Source organism: Streptosporangium sp. H16 (assembly GCF_051918855.1).
GTDB lineage: Bacteria > Actinomycetota > Actinomycetes > Streptosporangiales > Streptosporangiaceae > Streptosporangium.
Genome location: NZ_JBPXMD010000010.1, coordinates 199,478 through 217,735, shown reverse-complemented (window position 1 = coordinate 217,735; position 18,258 = coordinate 199,478). Strand labels below are relative to the sequence as shown.

The 18,258-nt window shown below is 70.6% G+C and carries 13 protein-coding genes; 10 read left to right on the top strand and 3 right to left on the bottom strand.

Going from position 1 to position 18,258, the window contains the following annotated elements; translation table 11 throughout:
- Positions 1–43: 43 nt before the first annotated feature.
- From ACTOQ2_RS19185 to mug, 4 genes are all read left to right on the top strand, one after another.
- Positions 44–1,801: a 3' terminal RNA ribose 2'-O-methyltransferase Hen1 gene (locus ACTOQ2_RS19185; protein ID WP_440101003.1), complete on the top strand. Its 1,758-nt coding sequence runs from the start codon at positions 44–46 to the stop codon at positions 1,799–1,801.
- Positions 1,794–4,301 carry a polynucleotide kinase-phosphatase gene (locus tag ACTOQ2_RS19180; protein WP_440101001.1) on the top strand — a complete coding sequence of 836 codons (2,508 nt, stop codon included), beginning with the start codon at positions 1,794–1,796 and terminating at the stop codon, positions 4,299–4,301. The genes ACTOQ2_RS19185 and ACTOQ2_RS19180 overlap by 8 nt, the downstream gene beginning before the upstream one ends.
- A gap of 300 nt (positions 4,302–4,601) precedes the next feature.
- Entirely contained in the window at positions 4,602–6,011 is a 1,410-nt protein-coding gene (locus ACTOQ2_RS19175; RefSeq protein WP_440100999.1) for a sugar porter family MFS transporter, read from the top strand.
- A gap of 9 nt (positions 6,012–6,020) precedes the next feature.
- On the top strand, positions 6,021–6,626 hold the full coding sequence (gene mug / locus ACTOQ2_RS19170; protein ID WP_440100997.1) for a G/U mismatch-specific DNA glycosylase: 606 nt from the start codon (positions 6,021–6,023) through the stop codon (positions 6,624–6,626).
- Between the two features lie 117 nt (positions 6,627–6,743).
- Here mug and ACTOQ2_RS19165 read toward each other — a convergent pair whose 3' ends face one another.
- Both ACTOQ2_RS19165 and ACTOQ2_RS19160 read right to left on the bottom strand, forming a co-directional pair.
- Positions 6,744–7,316 carry a DUF1707 domain-containing protein gene (locus ACTOQ2_RS19165; RefSeq protein ID WP_440100996.1) on the bottom strand — a complete coding sequence of 191 codons (573 nt, stop codon included), beginning with the start codon at positions 7,314–7,316 and terminating at the stop codon, positions 6,744–6,746.
- Positions 7,317–7,323: 7 nt separating this feature from the next.
- Complete coding sequence (locus tag ACTOQ2_RS19160; RefSeq protein WP_440100994.1) at positions 7,324–8,106, bottom strand: PadR family transcriptional regulator; 783 nt, start codon at positions 8,104–8,106, stop codon at positions 7,324–7,326.
- 836 nt (positions 8,107–8,942) lie between these two features.
- On the opposite strand from ACTOQ2_RS19160, the gene ACTOQ2_RS19155 reads away from it, so the two are divergent.
- The 6 genes from ACTOQ2_RS19155 (at position 8,943) to ACTOQ2_RS19130 (ending at position 17,676) form a co-directional block, all read left to right on the top strand.
- Positions 8,943–9,668, top strand: coding sequence for a metal-dependent hydrolase (locus ACTOQ2_RS19155; protein WP_440064296.1), 726 nt, complete (start codon positions 8,943–8,945; stop codon positions 9,666–9,668).
- Between the two features lie 190 nt (positions 9,669–9,858).
- Entirely contained in the window at positions 9,859–12,630 is a 2,772-nt protein-coding gene (gene acnA, locus ACTOQ2_RS19150) for an aconitate hydratase AcnA (protein WP_440100992.1), read from the top strand.
- 484 nt (positions 12,631–13,114) lie between these two features.
- Positions 13,115–14,230 (top strand): sugar ABC transporter substrate-binding protein, encoded by a 1,116-nt coding sequence (locus ACTOQ2_RS19145; protein WP_440100990.1) that lies wholly within the window; start codon positions 13,115–13,117, stop codon positions 14,228–14,230.
- Between the two features lie 193 nt (positions 14,231–14,423).
- Entirely contained in the window at positions 14,424–15,188 is a 765-nt protein-coding gene (locus ACTOQ2_RS19140) for an ATP-binding cassette domain-containing protein (protein ID WP_362681189.1), read from the top strand.
- Positions 15,185–16,432: a sugar ABC transporter permease gene (locus ACTOQ2_RS19135; protein ID WP_440064292.1), complete on the top strand. Its 1,248-nt coding sequence runs from the start codon at positions 15,185–15,187 to the stop codon at positions 16,430–16,432. The genes ACTOQ2_RS19140 and ACTOQ2_RS19135 overlap by 4 nt, the downstream gene beginning before the upstream one ends.
- 35 nt (positions 16,433–16,467) lie before the next feature.
- Positions 16,468–17,676 (top strand): ROK family transcriptional regulator, encoded by a 1,209-nt coding sequence (locus tag ACTOQ2_RS19130; protein WP_362681183.1) that lies wholly within the window; start codon positions 16,468–16,470, stop codon positions 17,674–17,676.
- A 187-nt stretch (positions 17,677–17,863) separates the two neighbouring features.
- Here the strand turns inward: ACTOQ2_RS19130 and ACTOQ2_RS19125 are convergent, their stop codons facing one another.
- Positions 17,864–18,253, bottom strand: a complete 390-nt coding sequence (locus ACTOQ2_RS19125; RefSeq protein WP_440100989.1) for a hypothetical protein — start codon at positions 18,251–18,253, stop codon at positions 17,864–17,866.
- Positions 18,254–18,258: the final 5 nt, after the last annotated feature.

Sequence of the window (18,258 nt, the reverse complement as noted above, 5' to 3'; positions counted from 1 at the left end):
TAACCGATGGCCGTCCCGGCGTGGGTGCGGCACACTGAACCGGGTGTTGCTGACGATCTCCACCACCGTGAGCCCCGCCACGGACCTCGGATTCCTGCTGCACAAGCACCCCGACCGGGTCCAGGAGTTCGGGCAGTCGTACGGCGTGGCACGTGTCCTCTACCCCGAGGCGAGCGAGGAGCGCTGCACGGCCGCGCTGATGCTCGACGTCGACCCGATCCGCCTGGTGCGCTCGCGCGACCGGTCCACGCCCGACTACACGCTGGGCCAGTACGTCAACGACCGGCCCTACGCCGCGTCGTCGCTGCTGGCCGTGGCGCTGGCCGACGTGTTCCGCACGGCGCGCACCGGGCGCTGTGACAGCCGTCCGGAGCTGGCCGCGGGGCCGATACCGCTGGAGATCACCCTGCCCGTGCTGCCGTGCAAGGGCGGTCCCGAGCTCGCGCGCCGGCTGTTCGAACCGCTGGGCTGGCGGGTCGAGGCGACCGCCCTGCCGCTGGACGAGGAGTTCCCCGAGTGGGGCGACTCCCGTTACGTGCGGCTGGTGCTGCGCGGGGAGGTCCGCCTGGCCGACGCGCTCAACCAGCTCTACGTGCTGCTTCCGGTGCTCGACGACGCCAAGCACTACTGGGTGGCCCCCGACGAGGTGGACAAGCTGATCAGGGCGGGCGAGTCGTGGCTGGCCGCCCACCCCGACCGGGGCCTCATCACTCACCGCTACCTCGGCCGTCGCCGGGCCCTCGCCCGTACCGCCTTCGCCCGCCTCGCCGAGATCGGCGACGACGTGGAGGAGGACCTCGAGACCCCTGCCGAGGAGGACCCCTCGGCCGACCCCGCCGAGGAGGGCGCCGCCGGAGAGGGGCCGACAGAGGGGAGCCCCGTCGCGGGGAGTGCCACCGGGGGAAACGCCGTCGCGGAGGGCTTCGCGGCGGGGAGCTCCGCCGTACCGGGAGCCGGTTCCTCCGCGCCGGGAGCCGCCACCGCCATCGGCGGGACCGGCGCGCCGGGCGGGGCACTTCCGGCCGGTGAGATCCCTTCCGAGGGGGAGGCGCGGACCGGGCCCGGGGGCGCCGCCAGGCGGCCGTTGAACATCCTTCGCCTGGAGGCCGTGCTCGCCACGCTGGAGGGACTGGGAGCGAGCACCGTCATCGACCTCGGGTGCGGTTCCGGCCGTCTGGTCGCGGCGCTGCTCGAACGGCCCCGGTTCACCAGGGTGGCGGGGGTGGACGTGTCCTCCCGGGCGCTGGCGTTCGCGGCCAGGCGGCTGAGGCTCGACCGGATGCCGGAACGCCGGCGGGAGCGGCTGGAGCTGTTCCAGGGCGCGCTGACCTACACCGACGTCCGGTTCGCCGGGTATGACGCCGCGGTGCTGATGGAGGTGATCGAGCACGTCGATCCGCCGCGCCTGGACGCGCTGGAGCGGGTGGTCTTCGGAACCGCCCGGCCGGGGCACGTGATCGTCACGACCCCCAACGTCGAGCACAACGTCCGCTACGAATCCCTGAGCGGTGTGCGCCACCCCGACCACCGCTTCGAGTGGACCCGCGCCGAGTTCCGCGCGTGGGCGGCGAAGGTGTGCGGCGAGTACGGCTACCGCGCCGAGTTCCTGCCGGTCGGCGACGACGACCCCGAGGTCGGCCCGCCCACCCAGATGGCCCTGTTCGGCCTCGCGGGCGTGAAGGACCCCGCGGGCGTGAACGATCCCGCGGGCGCGTCAGGCGATCCCGGGAGTACCGAAGGCGGTCCCGGAAGTACGGAGGCGCCCGTGGGCGCGGGAGACGCGGGAGGTGGAGATGACTGAGATCGCCGTACCGGAGATGTCGCTCGTCGTGCTCGTGGGGGTGTCCGGCAGCGGCAAGTCGACCTTCGCCGCCAGGCACTTCGCGCCGACCCAGGTGATCTCCTCCGACTTCTGCCGGGGGCTGGTCGCCGACGACGAGAACGACCAGGCCGCCACCCCCGACGCCTTCGACGTGCTCCACTACATCGTCGGCACCCGCCTGCGGCGCGGGCTGCTGACGGTCGTGGACGCCACGAACGTGCAGTGGGAGGCGCGCAAGCAGCTGGTCACCCTCGCGAAGTCGCACAACGTGCTGGTCGACGCGATCGTCCTGGACGTACCGGAGGAGCTGGCGATCGCGCGCAACGAGTCCAGGCCCGATCGGGACTTCGGGGCGCGCGTGGTCGTCAGGCAGCGCAAGGAGCTGCGCCGTTCCATGAGCAGGATCTCCCGCGACGGCTTCCGCCGGGTCCACGTGCTGCGCGGGGCCGAGGAGATCGAGGCCGCGACGGTCGTCACCGAGAAGGCGTGGACCGACAGGCGCGAGCTGACCGGCCCGTTCGACATCGTGGGCGACGTGCACGGCTGCCGCGCCGAGCTGGAGACGCTGCTGCGCGACCTCGGCTGGGAGGTCGATCCCGGCGGCGCGGGGGCGGTGCACCCCGAGGGCAGGACGGCGGTGTTCATCGGCGACCTGGTGGACCGGGGGCCCGACTCGCCGGGCGTGCTCCGGCTGGTCATGGGCATGGTCGCGGCCGGGACCGCGTTGTGCGTGTCGGGCAACCACGAGCAGAAGCTGGCCCGCGCGCTCAACGGCCGCAAGGTCCGGGTGGCCCACGGCCTCCAGGAGTCCCTGGACCAGCTGGCCGCCGAGCCGGAGGAGTTCAGGCGGGAGGCGCTGGCCTTCATGGACGGCCTGATCAGCCACTACCAGCTCGACGGGGGCAGGCTCGTCGTCGCCCACGCCGGGCTCAAGGAGGACTACCACGGCCGCGCCTCCGGCAGGGTCCGCTCCTTCGCGCTGTACGGCGACACCACCGGCGAGACCGACGAGTACGGTCTGCCGGTGCGCTACCCCTGGGCGCACGAGTACCGGGGCCGGGCCATGGTCGTCTACGGCCACACCCCGGTCCCCGAGACCGAGTGGATCAACAACACGATCTGCCTGGACACCGGGGTGGTCTTCGGCGGGCGCCTCACCGCGCTGCGCTACCCGGAGCGGGAGATCGTCTCGGTGCCCGCCGAGCGCGTCTGGTACGAGTCGGTCAAGCCGCTGACCGCCCCCGGTCACCGCGCCCCCGGCATGCTCTCCGTCGACGACGTGCGGGGCACCCGCCACATCGAGGTGCGCCACGGCGGCGGCCGCATCAAGGTCCGCGAGGAGAACTCGGCCGCCGCCCTGGAGATCATGAGCCGGTTCGCGGTGGACCCGCGCTGGCTGGTCTACCTCCCGCCGACGATGGCGCCTCCGGAGACCTCCCGTCTCGACGGCTACCTGGAGCACCCGGCCGAGGCGTTCGCCGAGTTCGCGGCGGCCGGGGTGACCCGGGTGGTGTGCGAGGAGAAGCACATGGGATCGCGGGCGGTGGCCGTGCTGGCCGCCGACCCGGAGGTGGCGGCGGCTCGGTTCGGGGTCACCGACGGCAGCGCGGGGGCGGTCTACACCCGTACCGGAAGGTCGTTCTTCGCCGACACCACCGAGCTGGTCGACAGGCTCAGGCGGGTGTGCGCGCCGCTGATGGAGGAGCTGGGGTCGGGTTGGATCGCCCTCGACTGCGAGCTGCTGCCCTGGTCGGCCAAGGCCGAGGGGCTGATCCGCGACCAGTACGCGTCGGTGGGCGCCGCGGCACGCACGGTGCTGCCCGAGGCGATCACCGTGCTGGAGGCGGCGGCCGGGCGCGGTTTGGATGTGGGCGATCTGTTGGACCGCACCCGACGCCGCTCCACCAACGCTGCCCGTTTCAGGCAGGCATATGCACGTTACTGCTGGCCTGTCTCCGGACTTGAGGGACTCCGGCTGGCACCGTTCCAGATCCTCGCCTGCGAGGGCAGGGCGACCGCGATCCAGGAGCCGCACTCCTGGCACCTGGACCTGCTGTCGCGGCTCGACGACCCGCTGATCGCGCCCACCCGGCACGTGTTCGCCGATCCGGCCTCGCCGGAGTCGACGGAGGCGGCCACGGCCTGGTGGTCGGCGCTGACCGCCGAGGGTGGCGAGGGCGGCGAGGGCATGGTCGTCAAGCCGCTCGACCCGCCGGACGGGCGGAGCCGGGTGCAGCCCGGGGTCAAGGTGCGCGGGCGGGAGTACCTGCGGATCATCTACGGGCCCGACTACACCGAGAGCCTGGACGTGCTGCGCCACCGGTTCCTGGGCCGCAAGCGATCGCTCGCCCTGCGCGAGCACGCGCTGGGTCTCGAGGCGCTCTCCCGGCTGGCCGAGGGGGAGCCGCTGTGGAGGGTGCACGAGGCGGTCTTCGCCGTCCTGGCACTGGAGTCCGAGCCGGTCGATCCCCGCCTGTAGTCCCCGCCCGTAACTCCCGCCCGTGCTCCCTGCCTGTGGTCCCGGCCTGTAGTCGCCGCCCGTGGCCCCCGTCGTCGGTTCCGGCCTGTGGTCCCCGCCGGTGCTTCCGGCCGTGGTCCTCGCGGGGGATGGCGCCGGTGGGAGCCGGGGGAACGACGCCGGTGGGAACGGCGCGGGTGGGAACGGTGCAGGTAGGGGCGGTGTGGACGGGGACGGTGCCGGTGGGGACGGCCGTCATGCGGCCGTCCCCGAAAGTCCGGGAGCCATGTCTCAAATCTCCTCATGGGGAAAAGAACCCTCATGGCCAGCACCGCTCCCACGGGCACCTCCGGTGAGAACATCGGGCACGTCGTCTTCATCACCGCCGCGGCGGCGATCGGCGGCTTCCTCTTCGGGTACGACAGCGCCGTCATCAACGGCGCCGTCACCGGGATCGAGAAGAACTTCGACGTCGGCCCGGTCCAGACCGGCTTCGTCGTGGCGATCGCGCTGCTGGGCTCGGCGCTGGGCGCCTGGATCGCCGGAGGGCTGGCCGACCGCTGGGGACGCACCAGAGCGATGCAGGTGGCCGCGATCCTGTTCGCGGTCAGTTCCATCGGCCAGGCCCTGCCCTTCGCGCTCTGGGACCTGGCCCTGTGGCGGGTGCTCGCCGGTGTGGGCATCGGCATGGCCTCGGTGATCGGCCCCGCCTACATCGCGGAGGTCGCGCCGCCCGCCTACCGGGGACGGCTGGGGTCCTTCCAGCAGCTCGCGATCGTGCTGGGCATCGCGGTCTCCCAGCTGGTCAACTACGCGATCGCGGAGCGGGCCGGGGGCGACGTCAACAACGAGCTGCTCGGGCTGCAGGCCTGGCAGTGGATGCTCGGCGCCTGCCTGATCCCCGCACTGCTCTATCTGGTCTTCGCGACGGTCATCCCCGAGTCGCCGCGCTTCCTCATCGCGGTCGGGAGAACGGACGCGGCACGCGAGGTGCTGTCGGAGGTCGAGGGCGAGGGAACCGACCTGGACGCCCGGGTGGCGGAGATCGAGACCTCGCTGCGCGGCGAGCACCGGCCCCGCCTGCGCGACCTGCGAGGTTCCCGGTGCGGGCTGATGCCGATCGTCTGGATCGGCATCCTGCTCTCCGTCTTCCAGCAGTTCGTCGGCATCAACGTGATCTTCTACTACTCGGCGTCACTGTGGCAGTCGGTCGGCATCAACCAGTCGGACTCGCTGCTCATCAGCTTCTCCACCTCGATCATCAATCTCGTCGGCACGTTCATCGCCATCGCGCTGGTCGACAGGATCGGCCGCAGGCCGCTGCTGCTGATCGGCTCCGCGGGCATGACGGCCGCGCTCGCCGTGGCCGCGTGGGCCTTCAGCGCGGGTGTCCCGAGTGGCGAGGCGGTCAAGCTGCCCGAGGCCCAGGGTACGGTCGCCCTGGTCGCCGCGAACGTCTTCGTGCTGTTCTTCGCGCTGTCGTGGGGTGTGATCGTCTGGGTGCTGCTGGGCGAGATGTTCCCCAACCGCGTCAGGGCCGCCGCGCTCTCGGTGGCCGCCGCCGCCCAGTGGGTGGCCAACTGGCTGATCACCGTCTCGTTCCCTTCGCTGAGCGAGTGGAATCTGGCCGGGGCCTACGTGGGGTACGCCGCCTTCGCCGCGCTCTCCTTCGTCTTCGTGCTGTTCAAGGTACGGGAGACCAAGGGGCGAAAGCTCGAGGAGATGGGCTAGGTTCGCCCCGTGCCGTCCAAGAGACAGGAAAGCGCCCCGCCCGCGAGGCGGGCGACCTCCGGAGCGCGAGTTCCGGCGCGGCCGAGCCGCGCCGAGCTCGAGGCGGCCGGGGAGAGGACGATCGAGGACGTGCTCGGGCCCTCGCTGGACGTGCTGTTCTGCGGGATCAACCCCGGCCTGTACTCCGCGGCCACCGGCCACCACTTCGCCCGCCCCGGCAACCGCTTCTGGCCCGCGCTGCACCGCTCGGGCTTCACCTCCCGGCTGCTCTCGCCCGCCGAGCAGGACCTGCTTCCCTCGTACGGGCTGGGCATCACCAACGTGGTGCGACGGCCCACCGCGCAGGCGGCGGAACTGTCCGCCGAGGAGTTCCGCGCGGGCGGGGAGCGCCTGGCGGGGCTGGTCGCCGAGATCCGCCCGAGGGTGCTGGCGGTGGCGGGGGTGACCGCCTACCGGCAGGCGTTCGGCGTGCCCAAGGCCGTGATCGGGCCGCAGGAGAGCGAGATCGGCGGCGCGGCGGTGTGGGTGCTGCCCAACCCGAGCGGCCTGAACGCGCACTGGACGCTGGACGGGATCGCGGGGGAGATGCGCAGGCTCCGGGAGTCCCTCGCCTGACCGGCCGGTGCGGGCGCCCCCCCGAGCCGGGACGGGCGAGCGGGCGAGCACGTCGCCCCGCTCGCCCGAACCCCTCAGAGGCCGGGCAGAGGCCGGCATGGGCCGGTCAGAGCGGGGTCAGGACGCGGTCGGGGGGCCGACCCTGCGGGAGTGCGTCCTGGAGCGCTCCCGCCTGCGGTGGAGCATGCCCAGCACCGCCATCACCAGCCAGGCGAGGAAGACGAACTTGAGCACCCCGAACCCGCCGATCAACACCCCGGCCACCATCACCAGGATGATCAGGGGGAAGAACGGCGGCCCGCCGCGGTGACCCCTGGGGTGGCGGCCCCCGGGGCGGTGGTGGCGCCAAGGGTGGGCGTGCGCGCGGTGCCGGTGACCCGGTCCCCACGGCCCGCCCGGCCCCCACGGACCTCCGCCCGGCCCCCACGGTCCTCTCCCCGGACCCCAGGGGGCCCCCGCGCCCCAGGGACCCCAGGTGTCCTCGGACTCCTCCGGCCGGAGGGCGCTCGGGCCGGGCAGGTCCGCGCTCACCCGGGCCAGCTCGCCGCCGGTCCGCGCGGACAGGATCAGTTCGAGGCGCTCGTCGAGCTCCTCACGGGTCAGGCGGCCCTGCACGTAGTGCTCGCGCAGGGACTCCATCGCCACGTCACGCTCGGCGTCTCCGATACGGAGGTCGTCTCGGGGGGTCATGGTCGGGTCACTCCTCGCCGGTGTCGCCGTCGGCCAAGATCTGGTAGAGCTTGCGGCGCGTCTCGACCAGGGTCTGCTTGGCCTGCCGGATCTGCGCGTCGCTGCCGGTCTGCAGGATCTGGAGCATGGCGAACCCCGACTGGCGGGTGATGTCCATCAGCTCCCAGGTGCTGTCGTCGACGTCGGGCGTCATCTCCTCCCACGGGGCGCGCACCTCGTCGGCGTGCTCGGCCACGTAGGCGCGTCCGGCGTCGGTGAGGCTGAAGGTCTTGCGGCCCTCGTTCTCCTCGGCCAGGACCAGGCCCTCGTCGGTGAGCTGCTGCAGGGCCGGGTAGACCGCTCCCGGGCTGGGCTTCCAGCCGCCCTCGCTGCGCCGCTCGATCTCCTGGATGATCTGGTAGCCGTTGCACGAGGACTCGGTGAGCAGGGCGAGGATCGCCGCGCGGACGTCGCCGCGCTTCGCCTTGCGCCCCCTCCCGAACGGCGGGCCGCCGAACGGGCCCCCGCCGAACGGGCCTCTGCCCCCCCTGCCGCCCCGGCCCATGTCCCAGGGGAACCCGCCGAAGGGGAAGGGGCCGCGGTGGCCGCGGTGCCGGTGCTCGCGAGGCCCGCCCTCGTGGTGCTCGTGGTGCGTGTGGTGTGGCGCGCGGGGGCCGTGCTCCGGGCCGCCCTCGTGCCATCCGGCGGCCATCTGCCGCCATGCCTCCCTGGCCGCGCGCTTCATCTCGCGCCTGACCTCGTGGGACCCGAATCCGGCCCAGGGAGCGCCCATCGCGTTGGACGATGTCATGCCGTACCTCCATGCTGCGATCGTCTTTTGATCGCTCTAGATGCTTCAAAGATATATCGAGAACATTCTGACGGCAACCTCATGTCACGAAATGTGGGACTTGGGGCATTTGATCGTTGGCGGGGTGGGAGGCTTCCCGGCCCGCCGGGCCGGGGGTCGACCGAGTCCGGGCCGGAGTCACCGAGCGGGTGACCCGGCGCGAGCCCCGAGGCTTCGATTCGCCGCCCTCCGCACCCTTTTCGGCGACCGTCGCAGAGAGTGATACTTCGTCACCCTGAGTAGAAGTGAGGCAGATCACGTAATTCTTGCCGGATTCTGGAACAAGTACTGAGACCTGCACGTTACAAAGGACGTAGACGGGATTCGTTCCGCGCCGGAAGGGCTGGGGGGTGCTTTCGGCGCGGAACGGTCCCGTCTGTCGTTTCTCCACGTTTTCGCACGTCTCTTCTTGATCGCGACCCTCCCGGGTTCGCGTCCTGGCCTCCGGTGACGACCCCCGGAGGGTTTCCCACCCCAGGCCCGCCCCGTGAGGGCGATCACTCCGCCGAGACGCTCCCGGGCCGCCGTCCCAGGCACCATTCGCCCGTTCCATCCGTTCCCCATCCGTAGGAAGATTCGGATGACAGGCACCTCTCGTGAAGGGACGGGAAGATCGAAGCGGACCGTCGTCGCTCTCGGGCGACCCTGGAGTCGGCCGGAAACGATCAGCACGCACGCGACGGGGCCATCTCGCCCGCGCGACACGCCGATGGCGTGAAATGGCACGGTCCTCCATCTGGAGGAGGCTTTGACGTACAGTCTCCCGAGGTGATCTTGATGGGGGTTTTTGACCGATGATGGGGCATACGCATGCGCTGACAGGGGCGATCGCCTGGCTGGGGGTGGCGCCCGCGCTGGCCGCGCTGCCCTTGCTGACCGAGACGTCCAGGTTCATCGAGACCGGTGTCATGGTCAACGCGCTCAACCCGGCCGAGTTCGTCGCCGGGGCCATCATCTGCGCCGGTGCCGCGATGCTGCCCGACCTCGACCATCCGAGCGCGACGATCGCGCAGACGTTCGGGCCGGTCACCTGGGGGCTGAGCAAGGCGGTCTCGTGGCTCGCCGGAGGCCACCGCAACGCCACCCACTCGCTGGTGTTCGCGATCGCAACGGGCTTCGGCGCGCACTACCTGGCCAACACCTATCCGATCGGCCGCGACATCCTGGTGATCCTGCTCATCGGCCTGGCGCTGCGGGCGATCGGCATCGGCATCCCGGGCAAGAAGTTCGCCTCGGCGATGCTCAACGTCGGCATGACGGCCGGGCTGTTCGTGGTGTTCCGCAGCGACAACGTGGAGTACGCCTGGCTGGGGCTCGCGGTCGCGATCGGGTGCCTCACCCACGTCGTGGGCGACTGCTGCACCGAGAAAGGTTGTCCTGTGCTCTGGCCGATGCGGCAGAAGTGGCTGCTGCCGTGGAAGATCGGCATCAAGACGGGCCGGGCCTTCGAGCAGAAGTTTCTCGCCCCGGTACTTTCCGTCGTCGTTCTCGGGCTGCTGTACCTCCGCCTCGCTCCGCAGTGATCATACTGAGGAGTAATTTGATGTCGAGATACCCGGAGGGATATCTTGATATCGAGACATCCGCTGCAACCTGTGGGTGGCCTGGAAGTTAGGCAGACCTAACAGTTCGGGGCGCTCGGGCGGTGCGGCAGGATTCAATCGCGCCCTATGTGCCGGCGCGCCAGACATCAGGTGATGAGGGAGGCGAACCGTGTCCGCGAACAGCTTCGGCAGTCGTGACACGCTCCGCGTCGGTGACGCGGAGTACGAGATCTACCGGCTGGACGCCGTGGAGGGGTCGGGACGTCTCCCGTACAGCCTGAAGATCCTTCTGGAGAACCTTCTCCGCACGGAGGACGGCGCGAACATCACCGCCGACCACATCCGTGCGATCGGCCAGTGGGACCCCAAGGCCGCCCCGAACGTGGAGATCCAGTTCACGCCGGCCCGCGTGATCATGCAGGACTTCACCGGCGTCCCGTGCGTCGTCGACCTGGCGACCATGCGCGAGGCCGTCCGCGACCTCGGCGGCGACCCCGCCAGGATCAACCCGCTCGCCCCGGCCGAGATGGTCATCGACCACTCGGTCATCGTCGACTTCTTCGGCGGCGCCGACTCCTTCCAGCGCAACGTCGACAGGGAGTACGAGCGCAACCGCGAGCGCTACCAGTTCCTGCGCTGGGGCCAGACCGCCTTCGACGAGTTCAAGGTCGTCCCGCCGGGCACCGGCATCGTGCACCAGGTCAACATCGAGCACCTGGCACGCGTCGTGATGGTCCGCGACGGGAAGGCGTACCCGGACACCTGCGTCGGCACCGACTCCCACACCACCATGGAGAACGGCATCGGCGTCCTGGGCTGGGGCGTCGGCGGCATCGAGGCCGAGGCCGCGATGCTCGGCCAGCCGATCTCCATGCTCATCCCGCGCGTGGTCGGTTTCAAGCTGACCGGCAAGCTCCCCGCCGGGGCCACCGCCACCGACCTGGTGCTCACGATCACCGAGATGCTCCGCAAGCACGGCGTCGTCGGCAAGTTCGTGGAGTTCTACGGCGACGGCGTCTCCAGCGTGCCGCTGGCCAACCGGGCCACGATCGGCAACATGAGCCCCGAGTTCGGCTCCACCTGCGCGATCTTCCCGATCGACGGCCAGACGACCGACTACCTCACGCTGACCGGCCGCCCCGCCGAGCAGGTCGCCCTGGTCGAGGCCTACGCCAAGGCCCAGGGCATGTGGCTCGACCCCGAGGCCGAGGAGCCGGTCTTCTCCGAGTACATCGAGCTGGACCTGTCCACGGTCGTCCCGTCGATCGCCGGCCCCAAGCGGCCCCAGGACCGCATCGCGCTGTCGGACGCCAAGAGCGCCTGGCGCGCGGCCGTCAAGGACTACGTGTCGAGCGAGCAGGGCCCGCTCGACGAGGCGTCCGGCGAGTCGTTCCCCGCCTCCGACTCCCCGGCGGTCTCCCACGACGACAACGGCGACAAGCCGCACCCGGCCGGCCTCAACGGCGAGCGCCCGCACAAGCGCGTGCGGGTCACGCTGGCCGACGGCACCGACTTCGAGATCGACCACGGCGTGGTCACCATCGCCGCGATCACCAGCTGCACCAACACCTCCAACCCGTACGTCATGATGGGCGCCGCGCTGCTCGCCAGGAACGCGGTCGAGAAGGGCCTGACCCGCAAGCCGTGGGTCAAGACCTCGCTCGCCCCCGGCTCGCAGGTGGTCACCGGCTACTTCGAGCGCTCCGGCCTGCAGCCGTACCTCGACAAGATCGGTTTCAACCTGGTCGGCTACGGCTGCACCACCTGCATCGGCAACTCGGGCCCGCTGCAGGAGGAGATCTCCGCCGCCATCCAGGAGAACGACCTCGCGGTCACCGCCGTGCTGTCCGGCAACCGCAACTTCGAGGGCCGGATCAACCCCGACGTCAAGATGAACTACCTGGCCTCGCCGCCGCTGGTCGTCGCCTACGCCCTCGCGGGCACCATGGACCTCGACCTGAACAACGAGCCGCTGGGCGTGGGCTCGGACGGCGAGCCGGTGTTCCTCGCCGACATCTGGCCGGCGCCCGAGGAGATCGCGGCGGTCGTCGCCTCCTCGATCGACCAGGAGATGTTCCTGCACGACTACGCCGACGTGTTCAAGGGCGACGAGACCTGGCGCTCGCTGCCGATCCCGACCGGCAACACCTTCGAGTGGGACCCGGACTCGACCTACGTCCGCAAGGCCCCCTACTTCGAGGGCATGCCGCCCGAGCCGCAGCCGGTGACCGACATCTCCGGGGCCCGGGTGCTCGCGAAGCTGGGCGACTCGGTCACCACCGACCACATCTCCCCGGCAGGCGCGATCAAGGTCGGCACCCCCGCCGCCGACTACCTCAAGGAGCACGGCGTCGGGGTCAAGGACTTCAACTCCTACGGCTCGCGCCGGGGCAACCACGAGGTCATGATCCGCGGCACCTTCGCCAACATCCGGCTGAAGAACCTGCTGCTCGACGGCGTGGAGGGCGGCTACACCCGCGACTTCACCCTTGACGGCGGGCCGCAGTCCTTCATCTACGACGCCTCGGCCAACTACCAGGCCGCGGGCATCCCGCTCGTGGTGCTGGCCGGCAAGGAGTACGGCTCGGGCTCCTCGCGCGACTGGGCGGCCAAGGGCACCGCGCTGCTCGGCGTCCGCGCCGTCATCGCCGAGTCCTACGAGCGCATCCACCGCTCCAACCTCATCGGCATGGGCGTGCTGCCGCTGCAGTTCCCCGAGGGCGAGACGGCGCAGTCGCTGGGCCTGACCGGCGAGGAGACCTTCGACGTCGTCGGGGTCGAGGCCCTCAACGAGGGCGGCGTCCCGCAGACCGTGACGGTCCGGGCCGACGGCAAGGAGTTCCAGGCGGTCGTGCGCATCGACACCCCCGGAGAGGCCGACTACTACCGGCACGGGGGCATCATGCAGTACGTCCTGCGCTCCCTGCTCGCCAAGAGCTGAGCAGGGGGGCGAGGCCGCACGTAAGCCTCGCCCGCATGGGGGCACACCCCAGACGAGAACCGCCCGGCGGGACACCATCCCGCCGGGCGGTTCCGTGCTTTCCGGAGACTTTCACGCGTCCCGAGGCCCCGGGATTCCGGGGATTTCCGAGGGGCGGCGCCGGGCAGGGGGCCGGGGCGGGCGGGGAGAGCGCCGCACCGCGCCGGGAAAAGGCAGCTCAAAGCCGCGATCCCGGTAACTGCGGGGGTATCGGGAGGGTGAAAGGCCGGTCGGACCCGGGACGGTTAAGGGCGCGTTTCTGGATTGTTACCGGCCACAACAAACTTTACCTACGGAGGGTCTGGCGCTCCAGGCCAACGGCGGAATACGTTGCCGCAAACAACATTCAACGGAACGGTGAGCCGAGACCCGGCAGAGCTGTACCCGCGAATCCGGCATGCCGCACGTCCGTACCCCCCAATTTCGAAGAAAGGACCCGTGCACCATGCGCAAGGGGATCCTCAGCCTTACCGCCGCCGCCGCGGCGATGACCCTCGGCCTCACCGCTTGCGGGAGCGACAGCCCCGAAACCAGCGCCTCGAGCGGTGCCGCCCCCACGGAGAGCGCGGCGGCCGCGGGCAAGGTCGGCGTCATCCTTCCCGACAGCAAGTCCTCCGCCCGTTGGGAGACCGCGGACCGCAAGTATCTGGAGGAGGCCTTCAAGGCCGCGGGTGTCGCCTACGACATCCAAAACGCCCAGGGTGACAAGACCCAGTTCCAGACCATCGCCGACCAGATGATCACCAACGGGGCCACGGTCCTGATGATCGTCAACCTCGACAGCGGCACCGGCAAGGCCGTGCTCGACAAGGCCAAGGCGCAGGGCGTGGCCACCATCGACTACGACCGCCTCACCCTCAACGGCGGCGCCCAGTACTACGTCAGCTTCGACAACACCAAGGTCGGCACCCTGCAGGGCGAGGGCCTGGTGAAGTGCCTGACCGACAAGAAGGCCGAGAAGCCGATCGTCGCCGAGCTCAACGGCTCGCCGACCGACAACAACGCCACGCTGTTCAAGAACGGCTACGACGGCGTGCTCAAGCCCAAGTACGACTCCGGCGAGTACGTCAAGGGCCCGGACCAGTCCGTCCCCGAATGGGACAACACCCAGGCGGGCACGATCTTCGAGCAGATGCTCACCGAGCAGCCGAAGATCGCCGGCGTCCTGGCCGCCAACGACGGTCTCGGCAACGCCGCCATCTCGGTCCTGAAGAAGAACAACCTGAACGGCAAGGTCCCGGTCACCGGCCAGGACGCCACCGTGCAGGGCCTGCAGAACATCCTCGCCGGCGACCAGTGCATGACCGTCTACAAGGCGATCAAGAAGGAGGCCGACGCGGCCGCCGCGCTCGCCATCGGCCTGGCCAAGGGCGAGAAGCCCGCGGCGACCGGGACGGTCAAGGACACCGAGAGCGGCGCCGACGTGCCCTCCGTCCTCCTCGACCCGCAGCCGATCTTCTTCGACAGTGTCAAGGACGTCGTCGCCGACGGCTTCGTGACCAAGGACGAGCTGTGCACCGGCGAGTTCGCCGACAAGTGCACCGAGGCCGGAATCCAGTAAGGCGCGGAGGGGGCGGCCGGTCGTTCCCCCCGGCCGGCCGTCCCCTCGCGCTCGATCGCGGCACACCTCACCCTGTGACGCCGGGAGACGCGGCAGGTGGGCGTCTCCCGGCGTCGCAGGGCGGGACGCCGCCCGCAGGCGCCCGAGCCGCGCGAGCTTCGCCGCGCGAAATGAACACAGGGAGCACAACCCCATGACCCCCGCACTGGAACTCCGCGGGATCGACAAGAGTTTCGGTCCCGTACAGGTCCTGCACGACGTCTCCCTCTCCGCGTACGCCGGAGAGGTGACCGCGCTGGTCGGCGACAACGGCGCAGGCAAGTCCACTCTCGTCAAGTGCGTCGGAGGCATCCACGCGATCGACTCCGGCGAGTACTTCTTCGACGGCAAGCCCGTCCAGATCGGCAGCCCGCGCGACGCGGCCGACCTGGGCATCGAGATCGTCTACCAGGACCTCGCGCTCTGCGACAACCTCGACATCGTCCAGAACATGTTCCTCGGCCGCGAGCACAAGCGCGGCATCGTCCTCGACGAGGACACGATGGAGGAGATGGCGGCCAGGACCCTGGAGAGCCTGTCGGTCAGGACCGTCAAGTCCATCCGCCAGCTCGTCGCCAGCCTCTCCGGCGGCCAGCGCCAGACGGTGGCCATCGCCAAGGCCGTGCTGTGGAACAGCAAGGTCGTCATCCTCGACGAGCCGACCGCCGCCCTCGGCGTCGCCCAGACGGCGCAGGTGCTGGAACTGGTCCGGCGCCTGGCCGACCAGGGCCTGGCCGTCGTCCTGATCTCGCACAACATGAACGACGTCTTCGCGGTGTCCGACCGGATCGCCACCCTCTACCTCGGCCGGATGGCGGCCCAGGTCAAGACCTCGGACGTCACCCACGCGCAGGTCGTCGAACTGATCACCTCCGGCCGCAGCGGGGACCTCGGCCTCACCAACGGAGTCACCGTATGACCGCCACGATTTCGCCGAAGACCGTACACGAGGCACCCTCGATCAGGACCAACGTCCGGGGCTACGCCGAGAGGGTACGCGGCGGCGACATGGGCGCGCTGCCCGCGGTGTTCGGCCTCGTGGTGCTCTGCGCGATCTTCGCCATCCTGCGTCCCTCCTTCCTGACCGCGGGGAACTTCGCCAACCTGTTCACCCAGGGCGCCGCGGTCACCGTGATCGCCATGGGCCTGGTCTTCGTGCTGCTGCTCGGCGAGATCGACCTGTCGGCGGGCTTCGCCAGCGGCGTCTGCGCGGCGGTGCTCGCGATCATGCTCAGCAGCCAGGGACTGCCCTGGTACGTGGCGGTGGGCGCGGCGATCCTCACCGGCGTGGTGATCGGCACCGCGATCGGCTCCATCGTCGCGAAACTCGGCATCCCGTCGTTCGTGGTGACGCTCGCGGCCTTCCTCGCCTTCCAGGGCCTGGTCCTGCTGCTCGTCAAGGGCGGCACCATCATCGCCATCCGCGACGAGACCATCCTGTCGATCGCCAACAAGAACCTCCCGCCCACGCTGGGCTGGATCCTGCTGGTCGTGGGCGTCGCCGCCTACGCCGGCCTCCAGTTGCTGCGTTCCCGCAAGCGCGCCTCTCGCGGCCTCACCTCCGACCCGCTCTCGCTGATCGCGGTCAGGGTCGGCGCCCTCGCGCTGCTCGGCGGTCTCGCCGTCTACTTCCTCAACATCGAGCGCAGCCGCAACGTCGCCGTCGTCTCCCTGGCGGGCGTGCCGCTGGTGGTGCCCATCATCGTGGTCCTGCTGCTGATCCTGACGTTCGTGCTCCGCCGCACGGCGTACGGGCGCCACCTGTACGCGGTCGGCGGCAACGCCGAGGCCGCGCGCCGGGCGGGCATCAACGTCGACCGGATGAAGATCAGTGCCTTCGTGATCTGTTCCTCCATGGCCGCGGTCGGCGGCATCATCGCCGCCTCACGGGCCAGCTCGGTCGACCCCAACACCGGCGGCAGCAACGTGCTGCTCTACGCGGTCGGCGCCGCCGTCATCGGCGGCACCAGCCTGTTCGGTGGCAAGGGCCGGGTGCTGGACGCCATCCTCGGCGGTGCCGTGGTCGCGGTCATCGAGAACGGCATGGGCCTGATGGGCTACAGCTCCGGAGTGAAGTTCATGGTGACCGGATCGGTGCTGTTGCTGGCCGCCATGGTGGACGCGCTGTCCCGCAAGCGGGCGGCCGCCACTGGTCTAAGGTGATCAGCGACTCCGATCCACCGAAGGAACATCACGTCATGCGGGCAGGCCCCTCCCAGGAGGAGATCAGGCGTCACAACCTTGGGGCCCTGCTCAGGCACGTCCATCTGAGCGGCCCCACCTCGCGTGCGGAACTCACCAACCGGATGGGCCTCAACCGCAGCACCATCATGGCGCTGACCGCCGATCTGACCGCCGCGGGGCTGGTCAGGGAGGAGCTCCCCAGGGAGACGGGCAGGGCCGGGCGTCCGTCCCTGGTGGTCCGCCCGGAGTCGGCGCGGGTCTACGTGTTCGCCCTCGACGTGGGCGTCGACCGGCTGGTCGCCGCCCGCGTCGGCCTGGGCGGCACCATCCTCGACCGCCGCGAGACGGTACGGCGGCGTGGCGACTTCTCCCTGGAGGAGATCGTCGGCCCGCTCGCCGCCTTCGCCCGGCAGATGCACCGCAGGACCCGGCCCGACACGGTGTGCGTCGGGGTGGCGGCGGCCTTCTCCGGGGGAGTGGGACGCGGCGACGGGGTCGTCAGGTTCGGGCCCAACATGGTCACCGTGGACGACGTGCCGTTCGCCGACGAGATGACCCGGCGGCTGGCCTTCGGCCTGCCGGTCACCGTCGGCAACGACGCCAACCTCGCCGCCCTCGCCGAGCAGACCAGGGGCGTCGGCGTCGGCTGCCGCGACCTCGTCTACCTCCACGGCGACGTCGGCATCGGCGGGGGAGTGATCGTCAACGGCCAGCTGCTCGGCGGACACCTGGGCTTCGGCGGCGAGGTCGGGCACATGATCGTCAACCCTGACAAGGGACGGCTCTGCGGGTGCGGCTCGCACGGCTGCCTGGAGGCGGAGGTCGGGGAGCGCGCCCTGCTGGAGGCCGCGGGCCGCTTCGGTTCCCGGGTCGGCAGGGACGCCGTCCGCGCCGCGGTCGACGCCGCCGACCGGGGAGACGTCGTCGCGCAGGCGGCCCTGAGCCGCGTCGGCGACTGGCTCGGCCTGGGCGTCTCCAACCTCGTCAACCTGTTCAACCCCGAGATGGTCGTCTTCGGGGGCACGCTCAGGGAGATCTACCTCGGCTCCGCCGCGCAGGTCCGCAGCCGCCTCGCCCTCGACGCCCTGCCCCCGTGTCGCGAGCAGCTGCGCCTGCGCACCTCGGCCCTCGGCGATGACGCCACTCTCGTCGGCGCCGCCGAGCTGGCCTTCTCCCAGGTCCTTGCCGACCCTCTCGAGGTCCTCGCCCGCGCGGGCTCCTGATCCTCCCGCGCCGTCCGGCTGTGGTGAGGGGCGGGGACCGCCCCGCTGCCCGGGGTGGGGCGTTCTGATCCGCGGCGGTTCGTGGCCTGCGGCGATCCGGGTTCTCGGGCGATCGGTGCGTCGTGGCGATCCGTGGGCTGTCGCGCCGCCGACACCCGGAGCCGCGGGTGCCGGCGGTGGTGCGGGGTTACTTCACGAGACCGGCGACCAGGTGGCGCAGCTCGATGTGACCGGCCTTGAGCTCGGCGACGTCACCCTCGACGCGCTTCATGGAGAGCTCCAGGTTGCCGACGGAGCGCTTGACCACGGAGATCTCCTCGCGGAGCTCGGCGTGCCCGGTTCGCATCTCGGCGCGCAGCTCGTCTTGCCCGATGCGCAGCTCGTCCTGCCCGGCGCGCAGCTCGTCCTGCCCGGTTCGGAGTTTGTCCATTTCCGTCCGGATTCCAGACATCTCCGTTCGCAGGTCGGTCAGGACCTCGAAGATCCCGGCGTTGATCACCTTGCTCTCCTCGTTCTCCAGGCGGAGCTTGGCGACGTCCGTTTCCAGGACGCGCAGGCGAATGTCTGTGGCGTTCATGTCCG